Below are 17,802 nucleotides of genomic sequence, written 5' to 3' on the forward strand. Positions count from 1 at the left end.
GCCGGCGGACTCATCCGATCCGCCAGTCCCCGCTCTCGATCAGCTTCCCGCGGGCGCGCAGACGTGCGGCGACGGCGGGGGCGGCGACGTACACCCAGGCGCGTACGGCCGTGTTCCCGTCCTCGGGGTGCACCTCGCGCTCGACGCGCTCGTAGAGGTTGCGCGGATCCCCCGGGGCGTACTCCTCCAGCCGGTCGAGGGCGACGAGCAACTCCTCGTACATCTCCGGCACTGCGGTCACGAGCTCCCCGTACACCACTCCGCCGCGCTCCTCGACGGCGTACGGATATCCGGGTCCTTCGTACAGGACCGCGCCGCTCAGCCGCGCCGGCTCCTCAGCCGCCGTGCAACCGCGCAGGAACAGATCGTGGTTGACCTCGCCGGGGAGGAGGGTGCCGTAGACGAAGAAAGGGAGTCTCACAAAAACGATTCTCTCTCCTCACATTTCCCCTCCCATACCTCCCAGTACGCGCTATGGACCCCGCTGTGTCATGGCCCCTTAAATCGTCGTCAACACCTGCGCACTCCCCCCACGCCCCCACGCGCCCCCACGCGCCCTTCGGCGCCTTTTCGAGGAGATCGATGAGCCGGATACGTATCGACGTCCGAGGTTCCCGTCGGCTCGCCGCCCTCGGCGTGGCCGCCACCACCGCCAGTCTGCTGGCAGCGGCACTCTCCCCCGCCGCGGTGGCCGACGAACAACCGACCAGGGCGGGCGCGATCGCGAACGCGGCATCGGCGCTCCTGGCGCATGCCGCGAGCCTCGGGCTCACCTCCGACGAGGGCACGAAGGTGCGGGACGTGATCGTCGACAAGGACGGCACGCAGCATGTGCGCTACGACCGGACCTACCGTCAACTCCCGGTTCTCGGCGGCGACTTCGTGGTTCATCTGGCCTCGGACGGAAAGTACCGCAGCGCCAACCGGGCCACGCGCAACGAGATATCCCTCGCCTCGATCGTCCCCTCCATATCGGCCCCGAAGGCCGCCGATCTCGCGGCGAACGCGCTGCGCGCGGTCAACCTCGGCGAGACGCTGAAGAAACTGACGGCCAGGCCGGAGCTGGTCGTCGACGCCCTGCACGGAACGCCGAAGCTGGCGTGGCGGACGCAGGTCGCGGCCAAGGACTCGCTGGGCAACCCGGTCTCCCGCACCGTCCTCACGGACGCCCGCACCGGCCGTCAGATCGACGCCTGGGACGACATCGAGACGGCGACGGGCGACGGCAAGTCGCTGTACAGCGGGACGGTGCCGCTGGAGACGACGCAGTCGGGATCGACGTACCAGCTCAAGGACCCGACGCGCGGTGGCACGTACACGGGTGACGCGTCGAACCAGACGGACCTGTGCTTCCTGACCAGCATCTGCGTCAGCCGCGCCCCGTCGACCGTGTTCACGGACACGGACAACCACTGGGGGACGGGAACGGACGCCGACCGCGCCTCCGCCGCTGTGGACGCCCAGTACGGCACCAACATGACCTGGGACTTCTACAAGAACTCCTTCGGCCGCAACGGCATCGCGAACGACGGCAAGGGCTCGTACAACCGCGTCCACTACGGCAACAAGTACAACAACGCCTTCTGGGACGACAGCTGCTTCTGCATGACGTACGGCGACGGTGACGGCACGAGTCTCGGCCCGCTGGTCGGCCTGGACGTGGCAGGCCACGAGATGACGCACGGCGTCACCTCCAAGACGGCGGCCCTGACGTACTCGGGCGAGTCCGGCGGCCTCAACGAGGCGACGTCCGACATCCTCGGCACGCTGGTCGAGTGGTACGCCAACAACCCGTCGGACCCCGGGGACTACCTGATCGGCGAGAAGATCGTGCGGCCGGGATTCGGCCAGGCCGCCCTGCGCTACATGGACAAGCCCTCCAAGGACGGCAAGTCGGCCGACTACTGGAGCTCGTCGGTGGGCAACCTCGACGTCCACTACTCCTCGGGCGTCGCCAACCACTTCGCCTACCTCCTGGCGGAGGGCAGCGGCGCGAAGACCATCAACGGCGTCAGCTACGACTCCCCGACGTCCAACGGCAAGACGGTGACGGGCATCGGCCGGGACAAGCTCGGCCAGATCTGGTACCGGGCGCTGACGGTCTACATGACGTCCTCGACGAACTACGCGGGGGCGCGGACGGCGACCTTGAACGCGGCGAAGGATCTGTACGGGGCGGGGAGCACGGAGTACAACGCGGTGGCGGCGGCTTGGAGCGCCGTCAATGTGAACTGAGCCCGCACCGGGCGCACGATGCGGCCGCCTCGGTCTTCGGACCGGGGCGGCCGCTCGGCGTGCGTACGCGGTGGGCCGCCGCAACCAGGTCTACTGCCCGTACGGCCGCCTCTCCCGCGCCTCCCGCAACGCCCTCCCCCACCACCCCAGCTGATCCAGCATCACCTTCGCCGCCGCCTCGGGACCCGAGGGATCCTTGAGGCGGCCCTCCTCGAAGGACGCCCCCGCGTTGTGGAAGGACACCGTGTCGCGGATCGTGACCGCGTGGAGTTCGGCGAAGACCTGGCGGAGGTGTTCGACCGCGCGCAGGCCGCCCGAGACACCGCCGTAGGAGACGAGGGCGACGGGCTTGGCCTGCCATTCGGTGAAGTGCCAGTCGATGAGGTTCTTGAGGCCGGCCGGGTAGGAGTGGTTGTACTCGGGCGTGAGGACCACGAAGGCGTCCGCGGCCGCCAATTTCGGGGTGACCGAGGAGCGCGCCGCCATCGCCTCGGAGGTCGGGGCGAAGGTCGTGGGCAGGTCCGCTTCGGCCACGTCGACGACCTCGGGGAGCAGGTCGTCGCGGTCGCGCATACGGTCCAGGAGCCAGTCGGCGACGACGGGGCCGAAGCGTCCGTGCCTGTTGCTGCCGATGACAAGGGTGACGGCGAGAGGGGTTTCGGCTTCGATGGGTGCGTCTGTGATCTGCATGCGGCCCAGCCTCGTACCTCGACCTTGATTGAGGTCAAGCCGTAGCCGTGATCATCGGGTCACCCGTTCACACGTGCGCCCTGCGCCCATCGGGTGCTGTTCCACGGAGCCTCCGTCGCACGCCGGTGACCTGCTGAAATTCCGCCCGAGGGGCCCTGCCGCGCACGGATCTGACACCCATTCACCGCATTTCTGACAGACCTTCAGGAAGCGGGCTCGCGCCGCTGGCACTTACCTCGGAAGGGCAGGGGACACCGAAGAGAGCTCGGAGGAGCATCGATGCGACGTACCGCCCGTCTGCTGACCGGTACCGCCCTCGCCGTCGCAGCGGCGGGCTTCGTGGCCGCGCCCGCGTACGCCGATGACGACGGCGGTGGCGGTGGTCTGGAGGTCTTCCCCTCCCAGGCCGTGCCGGGCACCCAGATCACGGTGAACACCGCGGAATGCGGCACGGAGGGTACGGCGGCGGGTGACGCCGGGGCGGTGGGGGCCGGTGTCTTCACCCTGGCGCCGAGTGCGCACGACGGTGAGGCGGTCGGGCAGTTCCGGGTGCCGCCGAGCGCGCAGCCGGGGACGTACGAGATCGTCGCGAAGTGCGCCGAGGGCGACCGGCAGGTCACGGGCGACCTGGTGGTGACCCTGACCGCGGGCCATGGGCAGGAGCCCCACGGAAGTGTGAAGACGGGGGTCGGCGGCGCCCTGGGCCCCGATCCCGTGCAGACCGCGGCCGGCGTGACGGCTCTCGCCGTTGCCGCCGCGGGCGGTACCTGGCTCCTGCATCGCCGGGCGAGAGGCGACGGGATCTGACGGACACCCTCCGCTGTCCGTCCACCGGTACCGCATGTCCCTCCCCCTCCGGGTCCGACGCCCCTCGCGGCTCGGAGGGGGCCGGGTACGACCGCTCGAGTCAGGTAGGAGGCTCGCGTGCGCAGAGTCAGCAACGGCGCGATAGGAACCGTCACCGTGGTCGCCCTGTGCTCCGGCGCCTGGCTGCTCGGTGGCGGCGCCGGGACGCACGCCCCGCCGCAGCCGTCCGCCGCGCAGGCGGCCCGCTCCGGTCACGGCGGCCAGCCGCGCGGCGCGCCCGCGCTGCCGCCCTCACCGCCCGACCGCATCCGCATCCCGTCGATCCATGTCGACGCCCCCCTCATGGGCCTCGCGCTCACCCCCTCCGGCAGCCTCGGCGTACCGCCGGCCGCGAAGAGGAACCTCGCGGGCTGGTACGAGGCCGGCACCACCCCCGGGGAGAAGGGGACCGCCGTCGTCGCGGGCCATGTCGACAACGCCGACGGCCCCGCCGTCTTCTACGACCTCGGCGCCCTGAAGAAGGGCGGCCGCATCGAGGTGGACCGCCGGGACGGCAGCACGGCGCTCTTCTCGGTGGACGCGGTCGAGGTGTACGACGCCGCGCACTTTCCCGACGAGAAGGTGTACGGCGCCGCGGACCGCCCCGAGCTGCGGGTGATCACCTGCGGCGGGGGGTATTCGCGGTCGACCGGCTACGAGGGAAACGTGGTCGTGTTCGCCCACCTCACCGCGAGCCGCTGAGCACCGCCGCCGCGATGGTGCGTGCGCAGCTCAGCGACTCCGTGTGCGTGGTGTCCACCTCGACGTCGTACTGCACATCCCGGTGGACCAGCTCCGCCTGCTGCTCGGCCATCCCCCGCACCCGGTCGCCCCGCGCGATCTCCCGGCCCGCGGCCACCGCGGCCTCGCAGCGCACGCCGACCCACAGGACGTCCAGGCCGACGAGAACCTTCCGCCAGCCCTCCTGGGACTGCCCGCCGCCGAGGAACACGTCGTCGACGATGACCGGGGCGCCCGCACGGGCGGTGGCCGCGACGCCCTCCATCCATGCCGTCTGAAGCCGCCGGAACTCCGGTCCGACGCTCACCCCGCCGTCCGGTGCGACGAGCGAGGCCCGCAGGGACGCGGGCATCGAGTCGACCAGCGTGTCGATCGCGAACGCCAGCCACGGTTCTGGCAGCACCTCCTGCAGACACCGCACGATCCCGGACTTGCCGGAGCTGGAGCCGCCGTTGAGCACGATCACCTGGGTCGCCATCGGGCCACCGTAGGGGAACGGGCGGAACGCTCCCCACCCGTTTTCGGGCTGCCCGTGGCCAGGGCGTCGTAGACGATGGTGCCTGCACGGAACCCGGCTGGCGGCAGTGCCGAGGCCGCCGCCACCTCACATCACACCCCCGACGTGCACTCCGAACCCTCACACCCTCGCCGGGCCTGAGCTGAGGGCAGCGTTCCTCGCGGGAAACAGATGTGATGCTGCCGGGTAACACCGGCACCGCACGCTCCTAGACATGACCTCGAATACGCGTGTGGTGGTGATCGGCGCCGGGCTCGCGGGCGTCCGTCTCGCCCGGCGGCTCGGTGAGCTCGGCACGCCCGTGACGCTGATCGGCGAGGAGGAGCACCGCCCGTACAACAGGGTGCTTCTCGCCGAAGTGCTGGCCGGGCGGTACAGCCCCGAGGTGATCGCGCTGCCGGCGCCCGCGGAGCTGACCCGCGCCCGGGTCATCGGCATCGACCGCGAGGAGCGGACCGTCGAGTGCGCGGACGGCTCGAAGATCGCATACGACACGCTGGTCCTGGCCACCGGCTCCAACCCGGTGCTCCCGCCCCTGCGCGGTCTGTTCACCCCCGACCATGTGCTGCCCGAGGGCGTGCACGCGTTCCGGACCATGGACGACTGCCTGGGGCTGTCGAAGGCCGTACGGCCGGGGGTCAAGGCCGTCGTCATCGGCGGCGGGCTCCTCGGGGTCTCCGCGGCCCGCGCGCTCGCCCGGCGCGGCGCCCAGGTCGTCCTCGCCCAGCAGGGCGAGCGGCTCATGGAGCGCCAGCTCGACCCGAACGCCTCGAAGCTGGTGCAGCGGCACCTGAAGGACCTCGGCGTCGAGATCCACACCGAGTGCCGGGTGCGCGACGTGCGCTGCGTGGGCGGCGCGGTCCGCTCGGTCGAGATGCACGACGGGTACGCCCTCGACGCGGACCTGGTGGTGCTGGCCTGCGGGGTGCACCCCCGTGTGGGCCTCGCGCAGATCGCCGGCCTCGACGTGCGCAAGGGGATCGTCGTCGACGACGAGCTGCGCACCTCCGACCCCCACATCCGGGCCGTCGGCGACTGCGCACAGCACGACGGCGAGGTGTACGGGCTGGCCACCCCGGCGCTCGAACAGGCGGAAGTCCTGGCCGAGTTGCTGTCCGGCCGCACGAGCGCCCGCTACACCGGCACCCGGGCCCTGACCCGGCTCACGCTCGCCGGGCACGACGCTCCCCTGGGAAGTTTCGACCTCGCCGCGTTCGGCGAGACGGAGGCCCGGCCCGGCGACGACGTCGTCCAGCTGGCCGACGCCACCCGTGGCACCTACCGCAAGGTCGTCGTCCGCGACGACCGCCTGGTCGGCGGGGTCCTCGTCGGCGAACTCGGCACCGTCGGCGCACTCGCCCGCGCCTGGGAGGGGGCAGAGCCGCTCCCCGCCGACGGTGCCCCTCTGCTCCACCTGCTCACCAACGATGGAGGCTCCTGATGTCCGCCACTCGCGGGGCTACCCCCACGATCGTGCTCGTCGGCCATGGCATGGTCGGCCAGCGCTTCCTCGAAGCGCTCGCCGCGCGCGGCCTGACCGCCACGCACCGCGTGGTCGTGCTGTGCGAGGAGCCTCGTCCCGCGTACGACCGCGTGGCGCTCACCTCGTACTTCTCGGGCAAGACGCCCGAGGAGCTCTCCATGACCGACATGGAGTTCATCAACGGCCACGGCATCGAGCTGTACGTCGGCGACCCGGCGCAGACCGTCGACCGTGAGGCGAAGAAGGTGACCGCGAAGTCCGGTCAGGTCTTCGAGTACGACACCCTCGTCCTGGCCACCGGCTCGTACCCCTTCGTGCCGCCGGTCCCGGGCAAGGACGCCGAGGGCTGTTTCGTCTACCGCACGATCGAGGACCTCCTCGCGATCGAGGAGTACGCGAAGACGAAGGCGACGACCGGTGCTGTGGTCGGCGGCGGTCTGCTCGGACTCGAGGCCGCGGGTGCGCTGAAGGGTCTCGGACTCACCTCCCACATCGTGGAGTTCGCGCCGCGTCTGATGCCCGTCCAGGTCGACGAGGGCGGCGGCGCGGCCCTCCTGCGCACCATCGAGGAGATGGGCCTGACCGTCCACACGGGCGTCGGCACCCAGGAGATCGTCGTCGGCGAGGACGGCGCGGTCACCGGCATGAAGCTGTCCGACGGCTCCGAACTCGCCACCGACCTGGTGGTGTTCTCCGCCGGTGTCCGCCCCCGCGACCAGCTGGCCCGCGACTGCGGCCTGACCGTCGGCGAGCGCGGCGGCATCACGGTCGACGAGCAGTGCCGTACGGTCTCCGACCCGCACGTCTTCGCGATCGGCGAGTGCGCTCTGGCCTCCGACGGCCGGGTGTACGGCCTGGTCGCCCCCGGTTACGAGCAGGCCGAGACGGCCGCCGCGACGATCGCCGAGGACGAGGCGGCGTTCACCGGCGCCGACCTGTCCACCAAGCTGAAGCTGCTCGGCGTGGACGTGGCCTCCTTCGGCGACGCGCACGGCACCACCGAGGACTGCCTGGACGTCGTCTACTCCGACTCCCGAGCCGGCCTGTACAAGAAGCTGGTCATCGGCCGGGACGGCACGCTGCTCGGCGGCATCCTGGTCGGTGACGCGGAGGCGTACGGCACGCTGAAGGCCTTCACCGGTTCGGTGCCGCCGGTCTCGCCCGAGTCGCTGGTGCTGCCGGCCGGGGCGGGCGAGTCGGCCCAGCTCGGCCCGACCGCGCTGCCGGACGACGCGATCATCTGCTCCTGCAACAACGTCCGCAAGGGCACCATCCGCGCCGCGGTCACCGACCACCAGTGCACCACCGTTCCCGAGGTGAAGAAGTGCACCAAGGCCGGTACGACCTGCGGCAGCTGCGTCAAGGTGCTGGGCCAGCTGGTCACGGCCGAGTTGGAGGCGTCCGGCGTCGAGGTCGACAAGGGCCTGTGCGGCTGCTTCTCGCAGACCCGCGAGGAGCTCTACGAGATCGTCCTCGCCCTGCGCGTCAACACCTACCAGGACCTGCTGGACCGCTACGGCCGCGACGAGGCCAGGGGCGGCGACGGCTGCGAGATCTGCAAGCCGGCCGTCGCCTCGATCATCGCCTCCCTCGCCCCGACGATCGGCGCGAGCGGCTATGTCCTGGACGGCGAGCAGGCGGCCCTCCAGGACAGCAACGACCACTTCCTCGCCAACCTGCAGAAGAACGGCTCGTACTCGGTCGTCCCGCGCATCCCCGGCGGTGAGATCACCCCCGAGGGCCTCATCGTGATCGGTGAGATCGCCCGTGACTTCGGTCTCTACACGAAGATCACCGGCGGCCAGCGGATCGACATGTTCGGCGCCCGCGTCGAGCAACTCCCGCTGATCTGGGCCCGGTTGGTGGACGCCGGCTTCGAGTCCGGACACGCCTACGGAAAGGCCCTGCGCACCGTCAAGTCCTGCGTGGGCCAGACCTGGTGCCGCTACGGCGTCCAGGACTCCGTCCGCATGGCGATCGACCTGGAGCTGCGCTACCGGGGCCTGAGGTCCCCGCACAAGCTGAAGTCGGCGGTCTCCGGGTGCGCCCGTGAGTGCGCCGAGGCCCAGTCGAAGGACTTCGGTGTGATCGCCACCGCGGGCGGCTGGAACCTGTACGTCGGCGGCAACGGCGGCGCCACCCCGCGCCACGCGGACCTGCTCGCGCAGGACCTGTCCGACGCCGAACTGATCCGCCTGATCGACCGGTTCCTGATGTTCTACATCCGCACCGCGGACCGCCTGGAGCGCACCTCGACCTGGCTGGAGCGCATCCCCGGCGGCCTGGACCACGTACGCGACGTGGTGGTGGAGGACTCCCTCGGCATCTGCGAGGAGCTGGAGTCCCTGATGGCGGACCACGTGGCGAACTACGCCGACGAGTGGGCGACCACCATCAACAACCCGGACAAGCTGGCCCGGTTCGTGTCCTTCGTGAACGCGCCCGACACCCCCGACCCGGTCGTCGGCTTCGTCCCGGAGCGCGACCAGATCAAGCCCGACCTGCCGCTGCTGTCCATCGGCATGCGCCCCTCTGAAGACCTCCTGGAAGGAAGCGCCCAGCGATGACCCTGGCACCCGAGACCACCGACCTGAAGGTCGAACTGCAGCTGGAGAACGACTGGTTCGCGGTCTGCGAACTGAACCAGCTGATCCCCGGCCGCGGCGTGGCCGCGCTGCTGCCCGACGGCCGCCAGGCCGCCCTGTTCCGCGACCGCAACGGCGAGCTGTACGCCATCGACAACCGCGACCCCTTCGGCGGCGCGGCGGTCCTCTCCCGTGGCCTCACGGGCACCCACCAGGGCCGCCCGTTCGTCGCCTCGCCCCTGCTGAAGCAGCGGTTCGACCTGCTGACGGGGCAGTGCCTGGACGACGAGTCGGTGCGGATCGCGACGTATGAGGTGCGGGCCTCCTGACGGACGCCCGGGCCGCTCAGGCGTCGTCGGGCAGCAAGCGGAACGCCTTGTGATGCGTGAGCGGCCGTATGGCTCGGAAGTCTCGCCGGTCCGTCGTCAGCACGGTGTCCGTGCGGTATTCGGCGGCCAGCACGGCGACGACCGCGTCGGCGAGGTCAAGGTCGAGGTCCGCGTACCGGTCGCGTACGCCTTCGGCCTGGTCCAGCATGTCCACCGTGATTTCCGGGATCACGTAGCGCAGCGCTCCGGCGTTTCGCCGGATCTCGCCGAGGATGAAGCAGGCGCCCTCTCGGCCGAACCGCGCCGTGCCCATGTGGTCCAACTCTGCGAGCGCCAGAGGAGACACCACCACGAGAGACGCCTCGTTCAGAACCCGTTCGCAGCCCGCCGAGTCCGCATCGTCCTCGTCGTAAGCCGCAAGAATCGCGCAGGTATCGGCGACGACGATCACGCGTCCTCGTTCCTGGCACGCCTACGCATGACGCCCTCGACCACCGCGTCCCGGACCGCCTGCCTGTCGATGGGCGTACTGCCGCCGCGGAACTTCCGTGTCACGGCCGGCTCGTCCCACCGGCGCTCAGCCAGCGCAGCCAAGTGAATCGCCTCGCGGATTATCTCCGCCTCTGAGATCCCCTTGCGTTCCGCGGCCTCCTTGATGATCGCGAGGTCCTCGGCATCGGCGTAGACGTTGGTCCGCTTGAGTGTCATGTACCTAGGGTAGTACACAACTCGCACCACCCGAGAGGCGCTTCTCCGACCGGACCGCCCTCCTCACCGGCGCGGGCTCCGGCATCGGGCGGGCGATCGCGCTCGCGTTCGCGGCGGAGGGCGCCCGGGTCGTCGTGGCGGGACGCCGGAGGGAACCGCTCGACGAGACGGTCCGGCTGATCGAGGACCGGGGCGGCAAGGCGCTGGCGGTCACCGCCGACGTGTCGGCCACCGCCGACAACCAGGCGCTGGTGGAGGCGGCCGTCGAAGCCTTCGGCTCGCTCGACGTGGCGGTCAACAACGCGGGCGTGTTCCGGGGCGGCCCGCTCGCCGACCTGCCGGAGGCCGACTGGCACACCCAGCTCGACATCAACGTCACCGGCGTCTTCCTCGCCCTCCAGGCCCAGATCCGCCGAATGCGCACTCAGCCGTCCGGTGGCGCGATCGTGAACGTCGCCTCCACCTTCGGTGCCCACGCCCGCATCCCCGGGGCCGCCGCGTACGCCGCCTCCAAGGCCGCCGTCACCGCGCTCAGCAAGGGCGCCGCCCTCGACCACATCCGCGAGGGCGTCCGCATCAACGTGGTCAGCCCCGGCGCCACCGACACCCCGATGTCGCTGCGCCCCGGCGAGACGGAGGCGGACCGCGCCGCCCGGGCCGGCGCCACACTGCCCCTCGGCCGCATCTCGGCCACGAAGGAGATTGCCGCAGCGGTCCTGTACCTGGCCTCGGACGACGCGGCGTCGGTGGTGGGCACGGACCTGGTGGTGGACAGCGGGGCGACGGCCTGACGCGGGACGGGCCCGGTCACACCTTCAACGCGTCGTACGTCACCCCGGTGAGCCGCTCGGACGCGGCCCAAAGCCCCTCCGCCGCCGTGTCGTTGAGCGTCCACGGCGCCCGCCAGGACGGGGCGGGCGCCCCGCGCCACATCATGAGGGACGGTCCGGTGAAGGAGTCCGGCCGTACGTGCGGTGCCGTGGCCGCGTACAGGAGGGGCAGCGCGCCGGCCTGCGCCGACTGCGCGAAGACCCGGTTGCCGAGCTCCACCACCCGCCCGGCCAGCCTGCGCCCCTCCATTCGGGGTGCGGCACCCTGCAGGTTGGTGGCTGCGTACCCGGGGTGGGCCGCCGCGGCCACCACGTCCGCGCCGTGTGCCGCGAGTCGGCGCGCGAGTTCGTGGACGAAGAGCAGATTGGCGGTCTTGGACCGGGCGTACGCGATCCAACGCCGGTAGCGGCGCTCGCTGTTGAGGTCGTCGATGTCGATGTTGGCCACCGCGTGCATCCCGCTGGAGACGCTCACGACACGGGCGCCGGGAGTGTCGAGCAGCGTGGGCAGCAGCAGCCCGGTGAGCGCGAAGTGCCCGAGGTGGTTGACCCCGAACTGCGTCTCGAACCCGTCGGCCGTGGTCCCGTAGGGCAGCGCCATCACCCCGGCGTTGTTCACGAGCAGATCGAGATAGTCGTAGCGGTACGAGGCCGCGAACTCCCGTACGGAGCCGAGGTCCCCGAGGTCCAGCCGAGCGAACTCCGCGATGGCTCCTGGCACTTCGGCCACGATCCGGTCCGCCGCCGCGTTTCCCCGCACCTCGCTGCGGCACGCGAGCACCACCCGCGCACCCTTGCGCGCCAGTTCCCGGGCGACGACGTAGCCGAGGCCGCTGTTGGCCCCGGTGACCACGGCGATGCGCCCGCTCTGGTCGGGGACGGCCTTCTCGTTCCAGCCGGACATGGATGGACTCCCTCCGCGTACGGGTGCCTCCCAGCGTAGGAGAGGGGTCCGGGCATGTCGTCCGTGGGGTTCGCCCCCCATCCGGTACAACTTTTTCCGCCGGGCACTCATCCAACAGAACACACACATCCACCCATTCGCCCGACGGAGGCGGATATGCCATGTTTGTTCACTCTCAGCGACGATCCCGACGCGGCATAGCCGCCCTCCTGTCCGCCGGCCTCCTGGGGCTCGCGGGCGCCGGAGCGGCATGGAGCGCGACGGCGGCGACGGCGGCGCACGGACTGCGCACCTGTGCCGTGAGCGACCTCTACGTCTCCATGGGGCGCAAGGAGGGCGCGGCGGGCTCGGTCTACTGGCCGATCCGGTTCACCAACACCAGTGCGACGAGCTGCACCCTGCGCGGTTATCCGGGGGTCAGCGCCCTGGACCCGGCGCACCGGCAGATCGGCCCGGCGGCCACGCACAGCGGCCGGCCCTACGCCACCGTCGCACTCGCCCCCGCCCACACCGTCTCCGCGGTCATCCGTACGACCAACGGCCCCATCGGCGGCCCCTGCCTGCGCACCGGCACCTATCTGCGGGTCTATCCCCCGGCCTCGTACAACGCGGTCCTGATCCCGGCTCCCTGGACGATCTGCTCCCACCTCTTCCAGATCGGACCGGTGAACACCCAGGGCACCCTCTGAGCAGCCCGAAGGGGCGGCACCTCCGCACAAGGTGTATGGCCGACTTCCTGACCTGGGAAGTCGGCCATACCGAGACGTCAGAGGGCACAGTCAGGGCACATCGTTCAAGGCTGCCTCCATCATGTCGGCCGTTCGGTCCGCCTCCGCCTCCCACAGATGGGTGTAGACGTTCAGCGTGATCGATGGCTTAGCGTGACCAAGCCTCATCTGCACCTGCTTCGGTGTCGCCCCGTTCTTGATCAGGACCGAGGCGTAGAAGTGCCGCAGATCGTGAAGGGTCGCGTCCTCGGGGACACGGGCCCTGCTGCCGGACTTTTGCAGGTAGGTGTTCGCCCGTTTGACGTTGCGGGCCCACACCTTCGCCCAGCTACCACGCCGGATCGCCCCTCCGGTCGCGCTGGTGTAGAGCAGACGAGCGTGACGCCACACGGGCTTTCTCGGGTTCGTCCGATCCTCGATGTAGACGACCTGCGGCGGGAACTCCTTTCGATGCCTTGTGATCTCGTCCACGACCGAACGCCCTTGAGGAACAGACCGGTAGCTCTGCCTGGTCTTCGGCTCCCCGAGGTACGGCACCCCCTTGTCGGGACCGATCAGTTGCTGCTTGACCGTCACGGTCTCGGCAGGCTCTCCGTCCTCCAGTCCGAACAACTCGCCCTGACGCAGTCCGGTCGATGCAGCTTGCCGCACCAAGGCGCGATACCGGGGAGACGCGGTCACGATCAGCGCCTTCACTGCCTCCGGGTGAAGCGGGTGGATCTCCGGATAGAAGACCTCGGGGGGCTTCAATCCCTCCCATGGGTACTTTGGAATGATCCCTTCTTGGTGGGCCATCTTCAGGATGCTGGTACAGACGTTCCAGGGCGTCGCGAAGGTCGACGGTGCGATGACCTCAGACCTTTCTTTGATCCACTTCTGTCCATCTGCCCGCCCAATCCGGCCGATCTCCCGACTGCCGAACGTCGGATAGATGTGCAGCCGTAGCGCCCGCTCAACGTTCGTCTCGGTCCGCTCACGGTGAATGGCGGTCTCCCGCCAGCGCTCAGCGATGTCCCGGAACTTCTGCTTGCCCAGCTCGCGGTTCACGAACGTGCCGGCGTCGAGTTCCGCCTTCACTTTGGCGGCCCGGGAGTCCGCCGCTGTCTTCTTCTCGAAGTTCTCCTTGCACTGCTTGCCGGACAAGTCCCGGTAGCGCACCTGCCATCGCTGCCCTACGCCATGCTCAGCGCTGGGGAACACCGTCTGGGTCTTGGTGCTGTGCACCGTGCACGGCTCGGCGTTGGCCGGCGGGCGGGACAGGTGCCATCGGTCGTACACGTCAGCCATCAGTTCCCCTCCCCCCAGGGCAAACCGAGTCAGTAGCGAAGCGGGGTTCGTGGGGTTGGTAGCCGTCCCGGATCATGCTGCGCATCGGCCTCCCATCTCTTCAGCGTCGTACTTGTCGAGCGCTTGGGCGTCGTACAGAACATGTCGACCACGCCGGATGAAGCACTGCGGGCCGGTTCCGGCGTAACGCCAGTAGCGGACAGTTGAGGGCGACGTGCGGTAGCGCTCGGCGACTTCCGATGTCGTCAAGTACCTCTTCATGACGTCCTTCCAGAAAAACCAGGCGTGGCGGGCGATCAGGGTGCCGCGTGCGTCCGAAGTGCGGATTTCTGCGTCACCGCGTCACGTGCGTCAACCGGGGCTCTGACCTGCGGGTTTGCGTGACGCAGGGCTCCGGGGGTGCGTCACGCGTGACGCAGGCTGTCCGTCGCGCGTGACGCAGGTGACGCGGCGTGACGCAGATGGGGGCCGTCTGCGTCACGCCTGTATGCGCAGGTCACGGGTCGGGTTTCATGATCGTGTGACGCTGTGACGCAGCGCTTCCCTACTTAGGAAAAAAGAGGGGGTCTGTTGGTGGTGTGGTGCGGCTCAGGACGAATGCGGAGCCGCGCAGCGGCACGACTCTGCGGCGGCAAGCCGCCGGAACAACAAGAGGAGCACCCGCCGCCGGGCGGGGGTGCTCTTCTTGCTTGTCCGCGCCGCGCCGGTAGCGGGTTAGAACGCTGCTTCCTGCTGGTGGGGGGCGAGCGCAGGGGCGCGGGTCATCTCGATGTAGCGGCCCTCTCGGGTGCGCCCCGAATCGATGAGCACGCCGCGTGCGGCGAGGGTGGGTTGCAGCCGCTTGAGGCGGTCGGAGAGGACCTTGCCGGTGGTGGGCCAGCCCTTGGGCAGGGGACGGCACTCCTCGCCGCTGTAGAGGGTGGTGAGGCAGTGCAGCCACTCCGAGGACGTCATGCGGACTTCCGCCCCCTCGTCGAGCCCGGCGGCGTGCTTCAAGACCGTCTGCGCCAGCAGGTCACCTTCGATGACGTCGTCGTTGAGGTCGTCGAGGCTGGCCCGGTACGCGGCCAGCGAGGCCCAGCCGGTGGCCGCATCGAGCTGCGCGCACAGGTGGGCGAAGTCTGCCATCCGCAGGTCGGTGGGGGTGTCCGCCTGAGCGGCTCGCACCTTGACTGTCAGGTCCAGCAGGGAGCCGAGAACCACGGGCAGGATCTCCGCGTACTCCGCCCACAGCTCTGCCTCGGTGCGCCGTACCCGGGGCCGCACGAGACGCAGCGGGAGGAGGCGTTCGGCGAGGTCGGGCCGGATGACGCCGACGTCGATACCGGTCAGCAGCATGGGGCGCCGGTAGCGGGAGCGGACGACGTCCCCGTCGGTGAACAGCGCGCGCTTGATGCTCTCGGCACCGGTCACGATGCAGCACATCAGGTCGGACAGGTCCGGGGGCAGGTGGGAGAGGTTGTCCAGGGCGGTGACCCATCCGGCAGCCACGGCCGTGATCATGTTCTCTTCGTCCTTCGGGGCCCGGCGCAGGTCGCCGCTCATCCCCTCGATGACCCGCACGAGCATCCGGCCGCCGGTGGACTTGCCCGCCCCCTGCGGGCCGGTGAGGAAGGGTGCGGGGACGGGGACGGAGGGTTCCAGGCAGCCGATCAGCCAGGCCAGTGCCAGGCATTCGGTCTCGGCGCCGGCGAAGTTGCACAGGCCGAGCAGGAGGTCGATGCCCTTGCCGTTGGTGTCCTTGGCGGGCAGGGGCAGTTCGCCTGTGAGCTGGGTGCGTCGCCAGCAGACTTCCTGCGGGTCGGGGGTGCGGATGTCCCATCCGGTGGGGTGGATGCGGACGGACTTGCCGTCGGTGCGGCCCAGGTCGAGCCAGGTCGCACCGTCGAACCCCGGGGCGACGCGGATGTGGGTGGGCTGTACGTCCTCGGTCAGGGCGAGTGCTTCGATCAAGTCGAGTGCCTCCTTGAGTGCCGTGCCGTTGAACACGCCGATGCCGTCCTTGAATAGGCCGACCATGAGTTCTTGGCGGTGGCTGCCGGTGGTGCCCTGGGAGCGGATGGGCCGGGCGACGGGGTGGCCGTTCTTCTGCGCGTAGACGGTGCCGTCGATGGTGCGGAAGTACCGGAAGTGCGCTTGCGCGTAGTCGGTGATGACCTTGCGGGCCGAAGTCTTCTCGTCGTCGTCGGACACGGTCACATCCCCAGTGCGGTGCGGGCGTTGGTCCACGCGTCGGTGCAGTGCCGCAGTGATTCGCCCTTGGCCTGAGCAGCGGTGAACAGCCGGGCGACATGCGCGTCGGTGAGGCAGCCGCACCGGCCGTGCGTGGAGAGCACGGCGAGGAACGTGCGGTACACAGTCGCGTGGATGGCGCTGGTGGCCTCGGTGATGCGCTGCTCCGCCATGGCGATGCCACGCTCCAGGTAGGCGGGCGTGCGGTGTCGGCATTCTCCGCTTTTGCCCCTCAGGGGCGTTGTGGGCGTCTGTGACGGCCTGCGGGCCGGGGTCGGCTCCTTTACTGCCAGGGCGCGCACGACGTCCGGGAGAGCGGCCGTGACGCCCGAGCCCGGCCCCAGCCAACGGGCGTACTGCATAAGGGACTTGATGTCGACGCCGGGCCGGACAGCGTTCGATGACGGCATGGTGCCCCGGTAGATCCAGTGCTCACCCCGAGTCGTGCGCACGGTGCGGGTGGCGGGCAGGCTCGCGCGTGCCCACGCGGTGGAGTCGGCGTTGTCGAGGTCGACGACGGTGAGGCCGGCGCCGCCGGGGTGGTAGGCGACCGCCGCCGCTTCCCGCCACACGCGTGCCCACGCCGGGGAGTTGATGACGTGGGGGTCGAGGGTGGCGGCAGCCCATCCGTGGCAGGGCTGCCGGCAGGTGCAGGGTCCGGGGTTCTTCATGTTCGGCCGGCCGCCGCATGCGTTGTTCGCGCAGGAGCGGCAGTTCCCGAACGGCAGCTTGCCCGCCCGCAGGGGCAGTACCGGCACGCCGGCCGCCGCGAGTTCGAGCGCTGTGCGCTGGTTCTGGCTCACGCCGCCACCCCCAACGTGGGGGTGAGGGTGTCGAGGAAGGCGCGGCCGATCCACTCCGTGTAGGCGGGCGGCAGGGCCTCCCGGAGCCGGAGGTGATCGGTGGACCAGTCGATGCCCTTCGCCGACTGGATCTCCTCCACGGTCGCCTTGCCGCCCCCCTTGCCGTACGCGGCCACGTACGGGCCCTCGAAGTACTCGCCGTGGCGCCACCCGCGAACCCTGCCCCGATGCGCGGGGTGGGCCGGCTGCACGGCTGTCCAGTTGCCGAGTTCGAGGTAGCGGTGCATGAGCACCCCGAGCCCGAACATCTCCCCGCACAGGCGGATGTCCTTGCGCACCTCGGAGCCGGCCACGTTTTCGATCACGTACGGCCGGCCCGTCGCCTCCAGCGCGGCCCGGACCGGGCGGATGAGGCGGGGGTAGGTGCGGCCGATCGCCGCGTTGCGCGCCGCATTGGTGCCCTTGGTGGGGGCTCCCTCGCCCTGGCAGGGCGGGGAGACGTGGATGAAGTCGAACTCGTGGCCACGGTCGCGGATGAACGCGATGACGTCGCCCTGGTGGAAGGCGTCGCCCCGGTAGTCGGGCTGAGCCGCGATGTCCACGCCGGTGATGTGGCAGGTGGCGCCGAACGCGCGCCGGTACCCCTCGGTGCCGCCGCCGATGCAGCAGCAGCCGTCCAGGACACGGAAGGGCCGGGACAGGTCCGGCACTCGCCGGATGTCAGTCGGGTCGGTCATGCTGGAGGTCTCCAGTTCCTTGATGGGTGACTGGCTGACAAGGGCGGCCCGGACTTTGGCGAGCGAGGGCCGCCCTTGGCGTTCTGATCGGCAGCGGTACTGCCGACGATCTCAATCGAAATCTTCCGGGCAACTCTCCGATCATCC

Annotated in this window: 18 protein-coding genes and 1 pseudogene; 8 read left to right on the forward strand and 11 right to left on the reverse strand. The window is 70.1% G+C overall.

The features are described from left to right. Nucleotides 1-10 precede the first annotated feature (10 nt). Complete coding sequence (locus ABT254_RS18080) at nucleotides 11-421, reverse strand: gamma-glutamylcyclotransferase family protein (protein WP_351470540.1); 411 nt, start codon at nucleotides 419-421, stop codon at nucleotides 11-13. Nucleotides 422-582: 161 nt separating this feature from the next. Between ABT254_RS18080 and ABT254_RS18085 the strand changes: the two genes are divergently transcribed. After that, a complete protein-coding gene (locus ABT254_RS18085) occupies nucleotides 583-2,235 on the forward strand; it encodes a M4 family metallopeptidase (protein ID WP_351470543.1) in 1,653 nt (550 codons plus the stop codon). Nucleotides 2,236-2,325: 90 nt separating this feature from the next. Here ABT254_RS18085 and ABT254_RS18090 read toward each other — a convergent pair whose 3' ends face one another. After that, nucleotides 2,326-2,925 carry an NADPH-dependent FMN reductase gene (locus ABT254_RS18090; protein WP_351470546.1) on the reverse strand — a complete coding sequence of 200 codons (600 nt, stop codon included), beginning with the start codon at nucleotides 2,923-2,925 and terminating at the stop codon, nucleotides 2,326-2,328. Nucleotides 2,926-3,204: 279 nt separating this feature from the next. Between ABT254_RS18090 and ABT254_RS18095 the strand changes: the two genes are divergently transcribed. Both ABT254_RS18095 and ABT254_RS18100 read left to right on the forward strand, forming a co-directional pair. Continuing rightward, on the forward strand, nucleotides 3,205-3,732 hold the full coding sequence (locus ABT254_RS18095; RefSeq protein WP_351470549.1) for a GVDTG sorting domain-containing protein: 528 nt from the start codon (nucleotides 3,205-3,207) through the stop codon (nucleotides 3,730-3,732). Nucleotides 3,733-3,849: 117 nt separating this feature from the next. After that, nucleotides 3,850-4,473 (forward strand): class F sortase, encoded by a 624-nt coding sequence (locus ABT254_RS18100; RefSeq protein WP_351470552.1) that lies wholly within the window; start codon nucleotides 3,850-3,852, stop codon nucleotides 4,471-4,473. Here the strand turns inward: ABT254_RS18100 and cpt are convergent. After that, nucleotides 4,457-4,990: a chloramphenicol phosphotransferase CPT gene (gene cpt, locus ABT254_RS18105; RefSeq protein WP_351470556.1), complete on the reverse strand. Its 534-nt coding sequence runs from the start codon at nucleotides 4,988-4,990 to the stop codon at nucleotides 4,457-4,459. The genes ABT254_RS18100 and cpt overlap by 17 nt on opposite strands. Nucleotides 4,991-5,243: 253 nt before the next feature. Between cpt and ABT254_RS18110 the strand changes: the two genes are divergently transcribed. From ABT254_RS18110 to nirD, 3 genes are read left to right on the forward strand one after another with little or no spacing between them, the layout of a single operon-like run. Next, entirely contained in the window at nucleotides 5,244-6,470 is a 1,227-nt protein-coding gene (locus ABT254_RS18110) for an NAD(P)/FAD-dependent oxidoreductase (protein ID WP_351470559.1), read from the forward strand. Next, a complete protein-coding gene (nirB, locus tag ABT254_RS18115; RefSeq protein WP_351470562.1) occupies nucleotides 6,470-9,079 on the forward strand; it encodes a nitrite reductase large subunit NirB in 2,610 nt (869 codons plus the stop codon). The genes ABT254_RS18110 and nirB overlap by 1 nt, the downstream gene beginning before the upstream one ends. Then, nucleotides 9,076-9,426: a nitrite reductase small subunit NirD gene (gene nirD / locus ABT254_RS18120; protein WP_351470565.1), complete on the forward strand. Its 351-nt coding sequence runs from the start codon at nucleotides 9,076-9,078 to the stop codon at nucleotides 9,424-9,426. The genes nirB and nirD overlap by 4 nt, the downstream gene beginning before the upstream one ends. Before the next feature lie 16 nt (nucleotides 9,427-9,442). Here nirD and ABT254_RS18125 read toward each other — a convergent pair whose 3' ends face one another. Both ABT254_RS18125 and ABT254_RS18130 read right to left on the reverse strand, forming a co-directional pair. Continuing rightward, complete coding sequence (locus ABT254_RS18125) at nucleotides 9,443-9,877, reverse strand: PIN domain-containing protein (protein WP_351470568.1); 435 nt, start codon at nucleotides 9,875-9,877, stop codon at nucleotides 9,443-9,445. Continuing rightward, nucleotides 9,874-10,134, reverse strand: coding sequence for a ribbon-helix-helix domain-containing protein (locus tag ABT254_RS18130; protein WP_351470571.1), 261 nt, complete (start codon nucleotides 10,132-10,134; stop codon nucleotides 9,874-9,876). Before ABT254_RS18130 ends, ABT254_RS18125 begins: the two co-directional genes overlap by 4 nt. A 38-nt stretch (nucleotides 10,135-10,172) precedes the next feature. On the opposite strand from ABT254_RS18130, the pseudogene ABT254_RS18135 reads away from it, so the two are divergent. Then, nucleotides 10,173-10,925, forward strand: a pseudogene (locus ABT254_RS18135) (SDR family NAD(P)-dependent oxidoreductase); the annotation flags it as partial. Nucleotides 10,926-10,941: 16 nt separating this feature from the next. Here ABT254_RS18135 and ABT254_RS18140 read toward each other — a convergent pair. Beyond that, nucleotides 10,942-11,868: an oxidoreductase gene (locus ABT254_RS18140; RefSeq protein WP_351470574.1), complete on the reverse strand. Its 927-nt coding sequence runs from the start codon at nucleotides 11,866-11,868 to the stop codon at nucleotides 10,942-10,944. A 161-nt stretch (nucleotides 11,869-12,029) separates the two neighbouring features. On the opposite strand from ABT254_RS18140, the gene ABT254_RS18145 reads away from it, so the two are divergent. Then, nucleotides 12,030-12,557 (forward strand): DUF4232 domain-containing protein, encoded by a 528-nt coding sequence (locus ABT254_RS18145; protein ID WP_351470577.1) that lies wholly within the window; start codon nucleotides 12,030-12,032, stop codon nucleotides 12,555-12,557. A 90-nt stretch (nucleotides 12,558-12,647) separates the two neighbouring features. On the opposite strand, the gene ABT254_RS18150 is transcribed toward ABT254_RS18145, so the two are convergent. The 5 genes from ABT254_RS18150 to ABT254_RS18170 all read right to left on the reverse strand — a co-directional run bounded on the left by ABT254_RS18150 (nucleotide 12,648) and on the right by ABT254_RS18170 (nucleotide 17,655). Beyond that, complete coding sequence (locus ABT254_RS18150; RefSeq protein WP_351470580.1) at nucleotides 12,648-13,883, reverse strand: tyrosine-type recombinase/integrase; 1,236 nt, start codon at nucleotides 13,881-13,883, stop codon at nucleotides 12,648-12,650. Nucleotides 13,884-13,955: 72 nt separating this feature from the next. Next, complete coding sequence (locus tag ABT254_RS18155) at nucleotides 13,956-14,144, reverse strand: helix-turn-helix domain-containing protein (protein WP_351470583.1); 189 nt, start codon at nucleotides 14,142-14,144, stop codon at nucleotides 13,956-13,958. 453 nt (nucleotides 14,145-14,597) lie between these two features. Beyond that, nucleotides 14,598-16,082, reverse strand: coding sequence for an AICE element replication initiation protein (locus tag ABT254_RS18160; RefSeq protein WP_351470585.1), 1,485 nt, complete (start codon nucleotides 16,080-16,082; stop codon nucleotides 14,598-14,600). Then, on the reverse strand, nucleotides 16,079-16,918 hold the full coding sequence (locus ABT254_RS18165) for a bifunctional DNA primase/polymerase (RefSeq protein WP_351470588.1): 840 nt from the start codon (nucleotides 16,916-16,918) through the stop codon (nucleotides 16,079-16,081). The genes ABT254_RS18160 and ABT254_RS18165 overlap by 4 nt, the downstream gene beginning before the upstream one ends. Further along, nucleotides 16,915-17,655, reverse strand: coding sequence for a class I SAM-dependent methyltransferase (locus ABT254_RS18170; protein ID WP_351470591.1), 741 nt, complete (start codon nucleotides 17,653-17,655; stop codon nucleotides 16,915-16,917). Before ABT254_RS18170 ends, ABT254_RS18165 begins: the two co-directional genes overlap by 4 nt. Nucleotides 17,656-17,802 lie beyond the last annotated feature (147 nt).

The sequence above is a fragment of the Streptomyces sp. NPDC001137 genome (assembly GCF_040298885.1).
Classification (GTDB): domain Bacteria; phylum Actinomycetota; class Actinomycetes; order Streptomycetales; family Streptomycetaceae; genus Streptomyces.

Coding starts and splice junctions, on each gene's coding strand:
- nirB (WP_351470562.1), top strand. CDS start 6,470: ATGTCCGCCACTCGCGGGGCTACCCCCACGATCGTGCTCGTCGGCCAT.
- ABT254_RS18090 (WP_351470546.1), bottom strand. CDS start 2,925: ATGCAGATCACAGACGCACCCATCGAAGCCGAAACCCCTCTCGCCGTC.
- ABT254_RS18095 (WP_351470549.1), top strand. CDS start 3,205: ATGCGACGTACCGCCCGTCTGCTGACCGGTACCGCCCTCGCCGTCGCA.
- ABT254_RS18145 (WP_351470577.1), top strand. CDS start 12,030: ATGTTTGTTCACTCTCAGCGACGATCCCGACGCGGCATAGCCGCCCTC.
- ABT254_RS18150 (WP_351470580.1), bottom strand. CDS start 13,883: ATGGCTGACGTGTACGACCGATGGCACCTGTCCCGCCCGCCGGCCAAC.
- ABT254_RS18140 (WP_351470574.1), bottom strand. CDS start 11,868: ATGTCCGGCTGGAACGAGAAGGCCGTCCCCGACCAGAGCGGGCGCATC.
- ABT254_RS18130 (WP_351470571.1), bottom strand. CDS start 10,134: ATGACACTCAAGCGGACCAACGTCTACGCCGATGCCGAGGACCTCGCG.
- nirD (WP_351470565.1), top strand. CDS start 9,076: ATGACCCTGGCACCCGAGACCACCGACCTGAAGGTCGAACTGCAGCTG.
- ABT254_RS18170 (WP_351470591.1), bottom strand. CDS start 17,655: ATGACCGACCCGACTGACATCCGGCGAGTGCCGGACCTGTCCCGGCCC.
- ABT254_RS18110 (WP_351470559.1), top strand. CDS start 5,244: ATGACCTCGAATACGCGTGTGGTGGTGATCGGCGCCGGGCTCGCGGGC.
- ABT254_RS18155 (WP_351470583.1), bottom strand. CDS start 14,144: ATGAAGAGGTACTTGACGACATCGGAAGTCGCCGAGCGCTACCGCACG.
- ABT254_RS18085 (WP_351470543.1), top strand. CDS start 583: ATGAGCCGGATACGTATCGACGTCCGAGGTTCCCGTCGGCTCGCCGCC.
- cpt (WP_351470556.1), bottom strand. CDS start 4,990: ATGGCGACCCAGGTGATCGTGCTCAACGGCGGCTCCAGCTCCGGCAAG.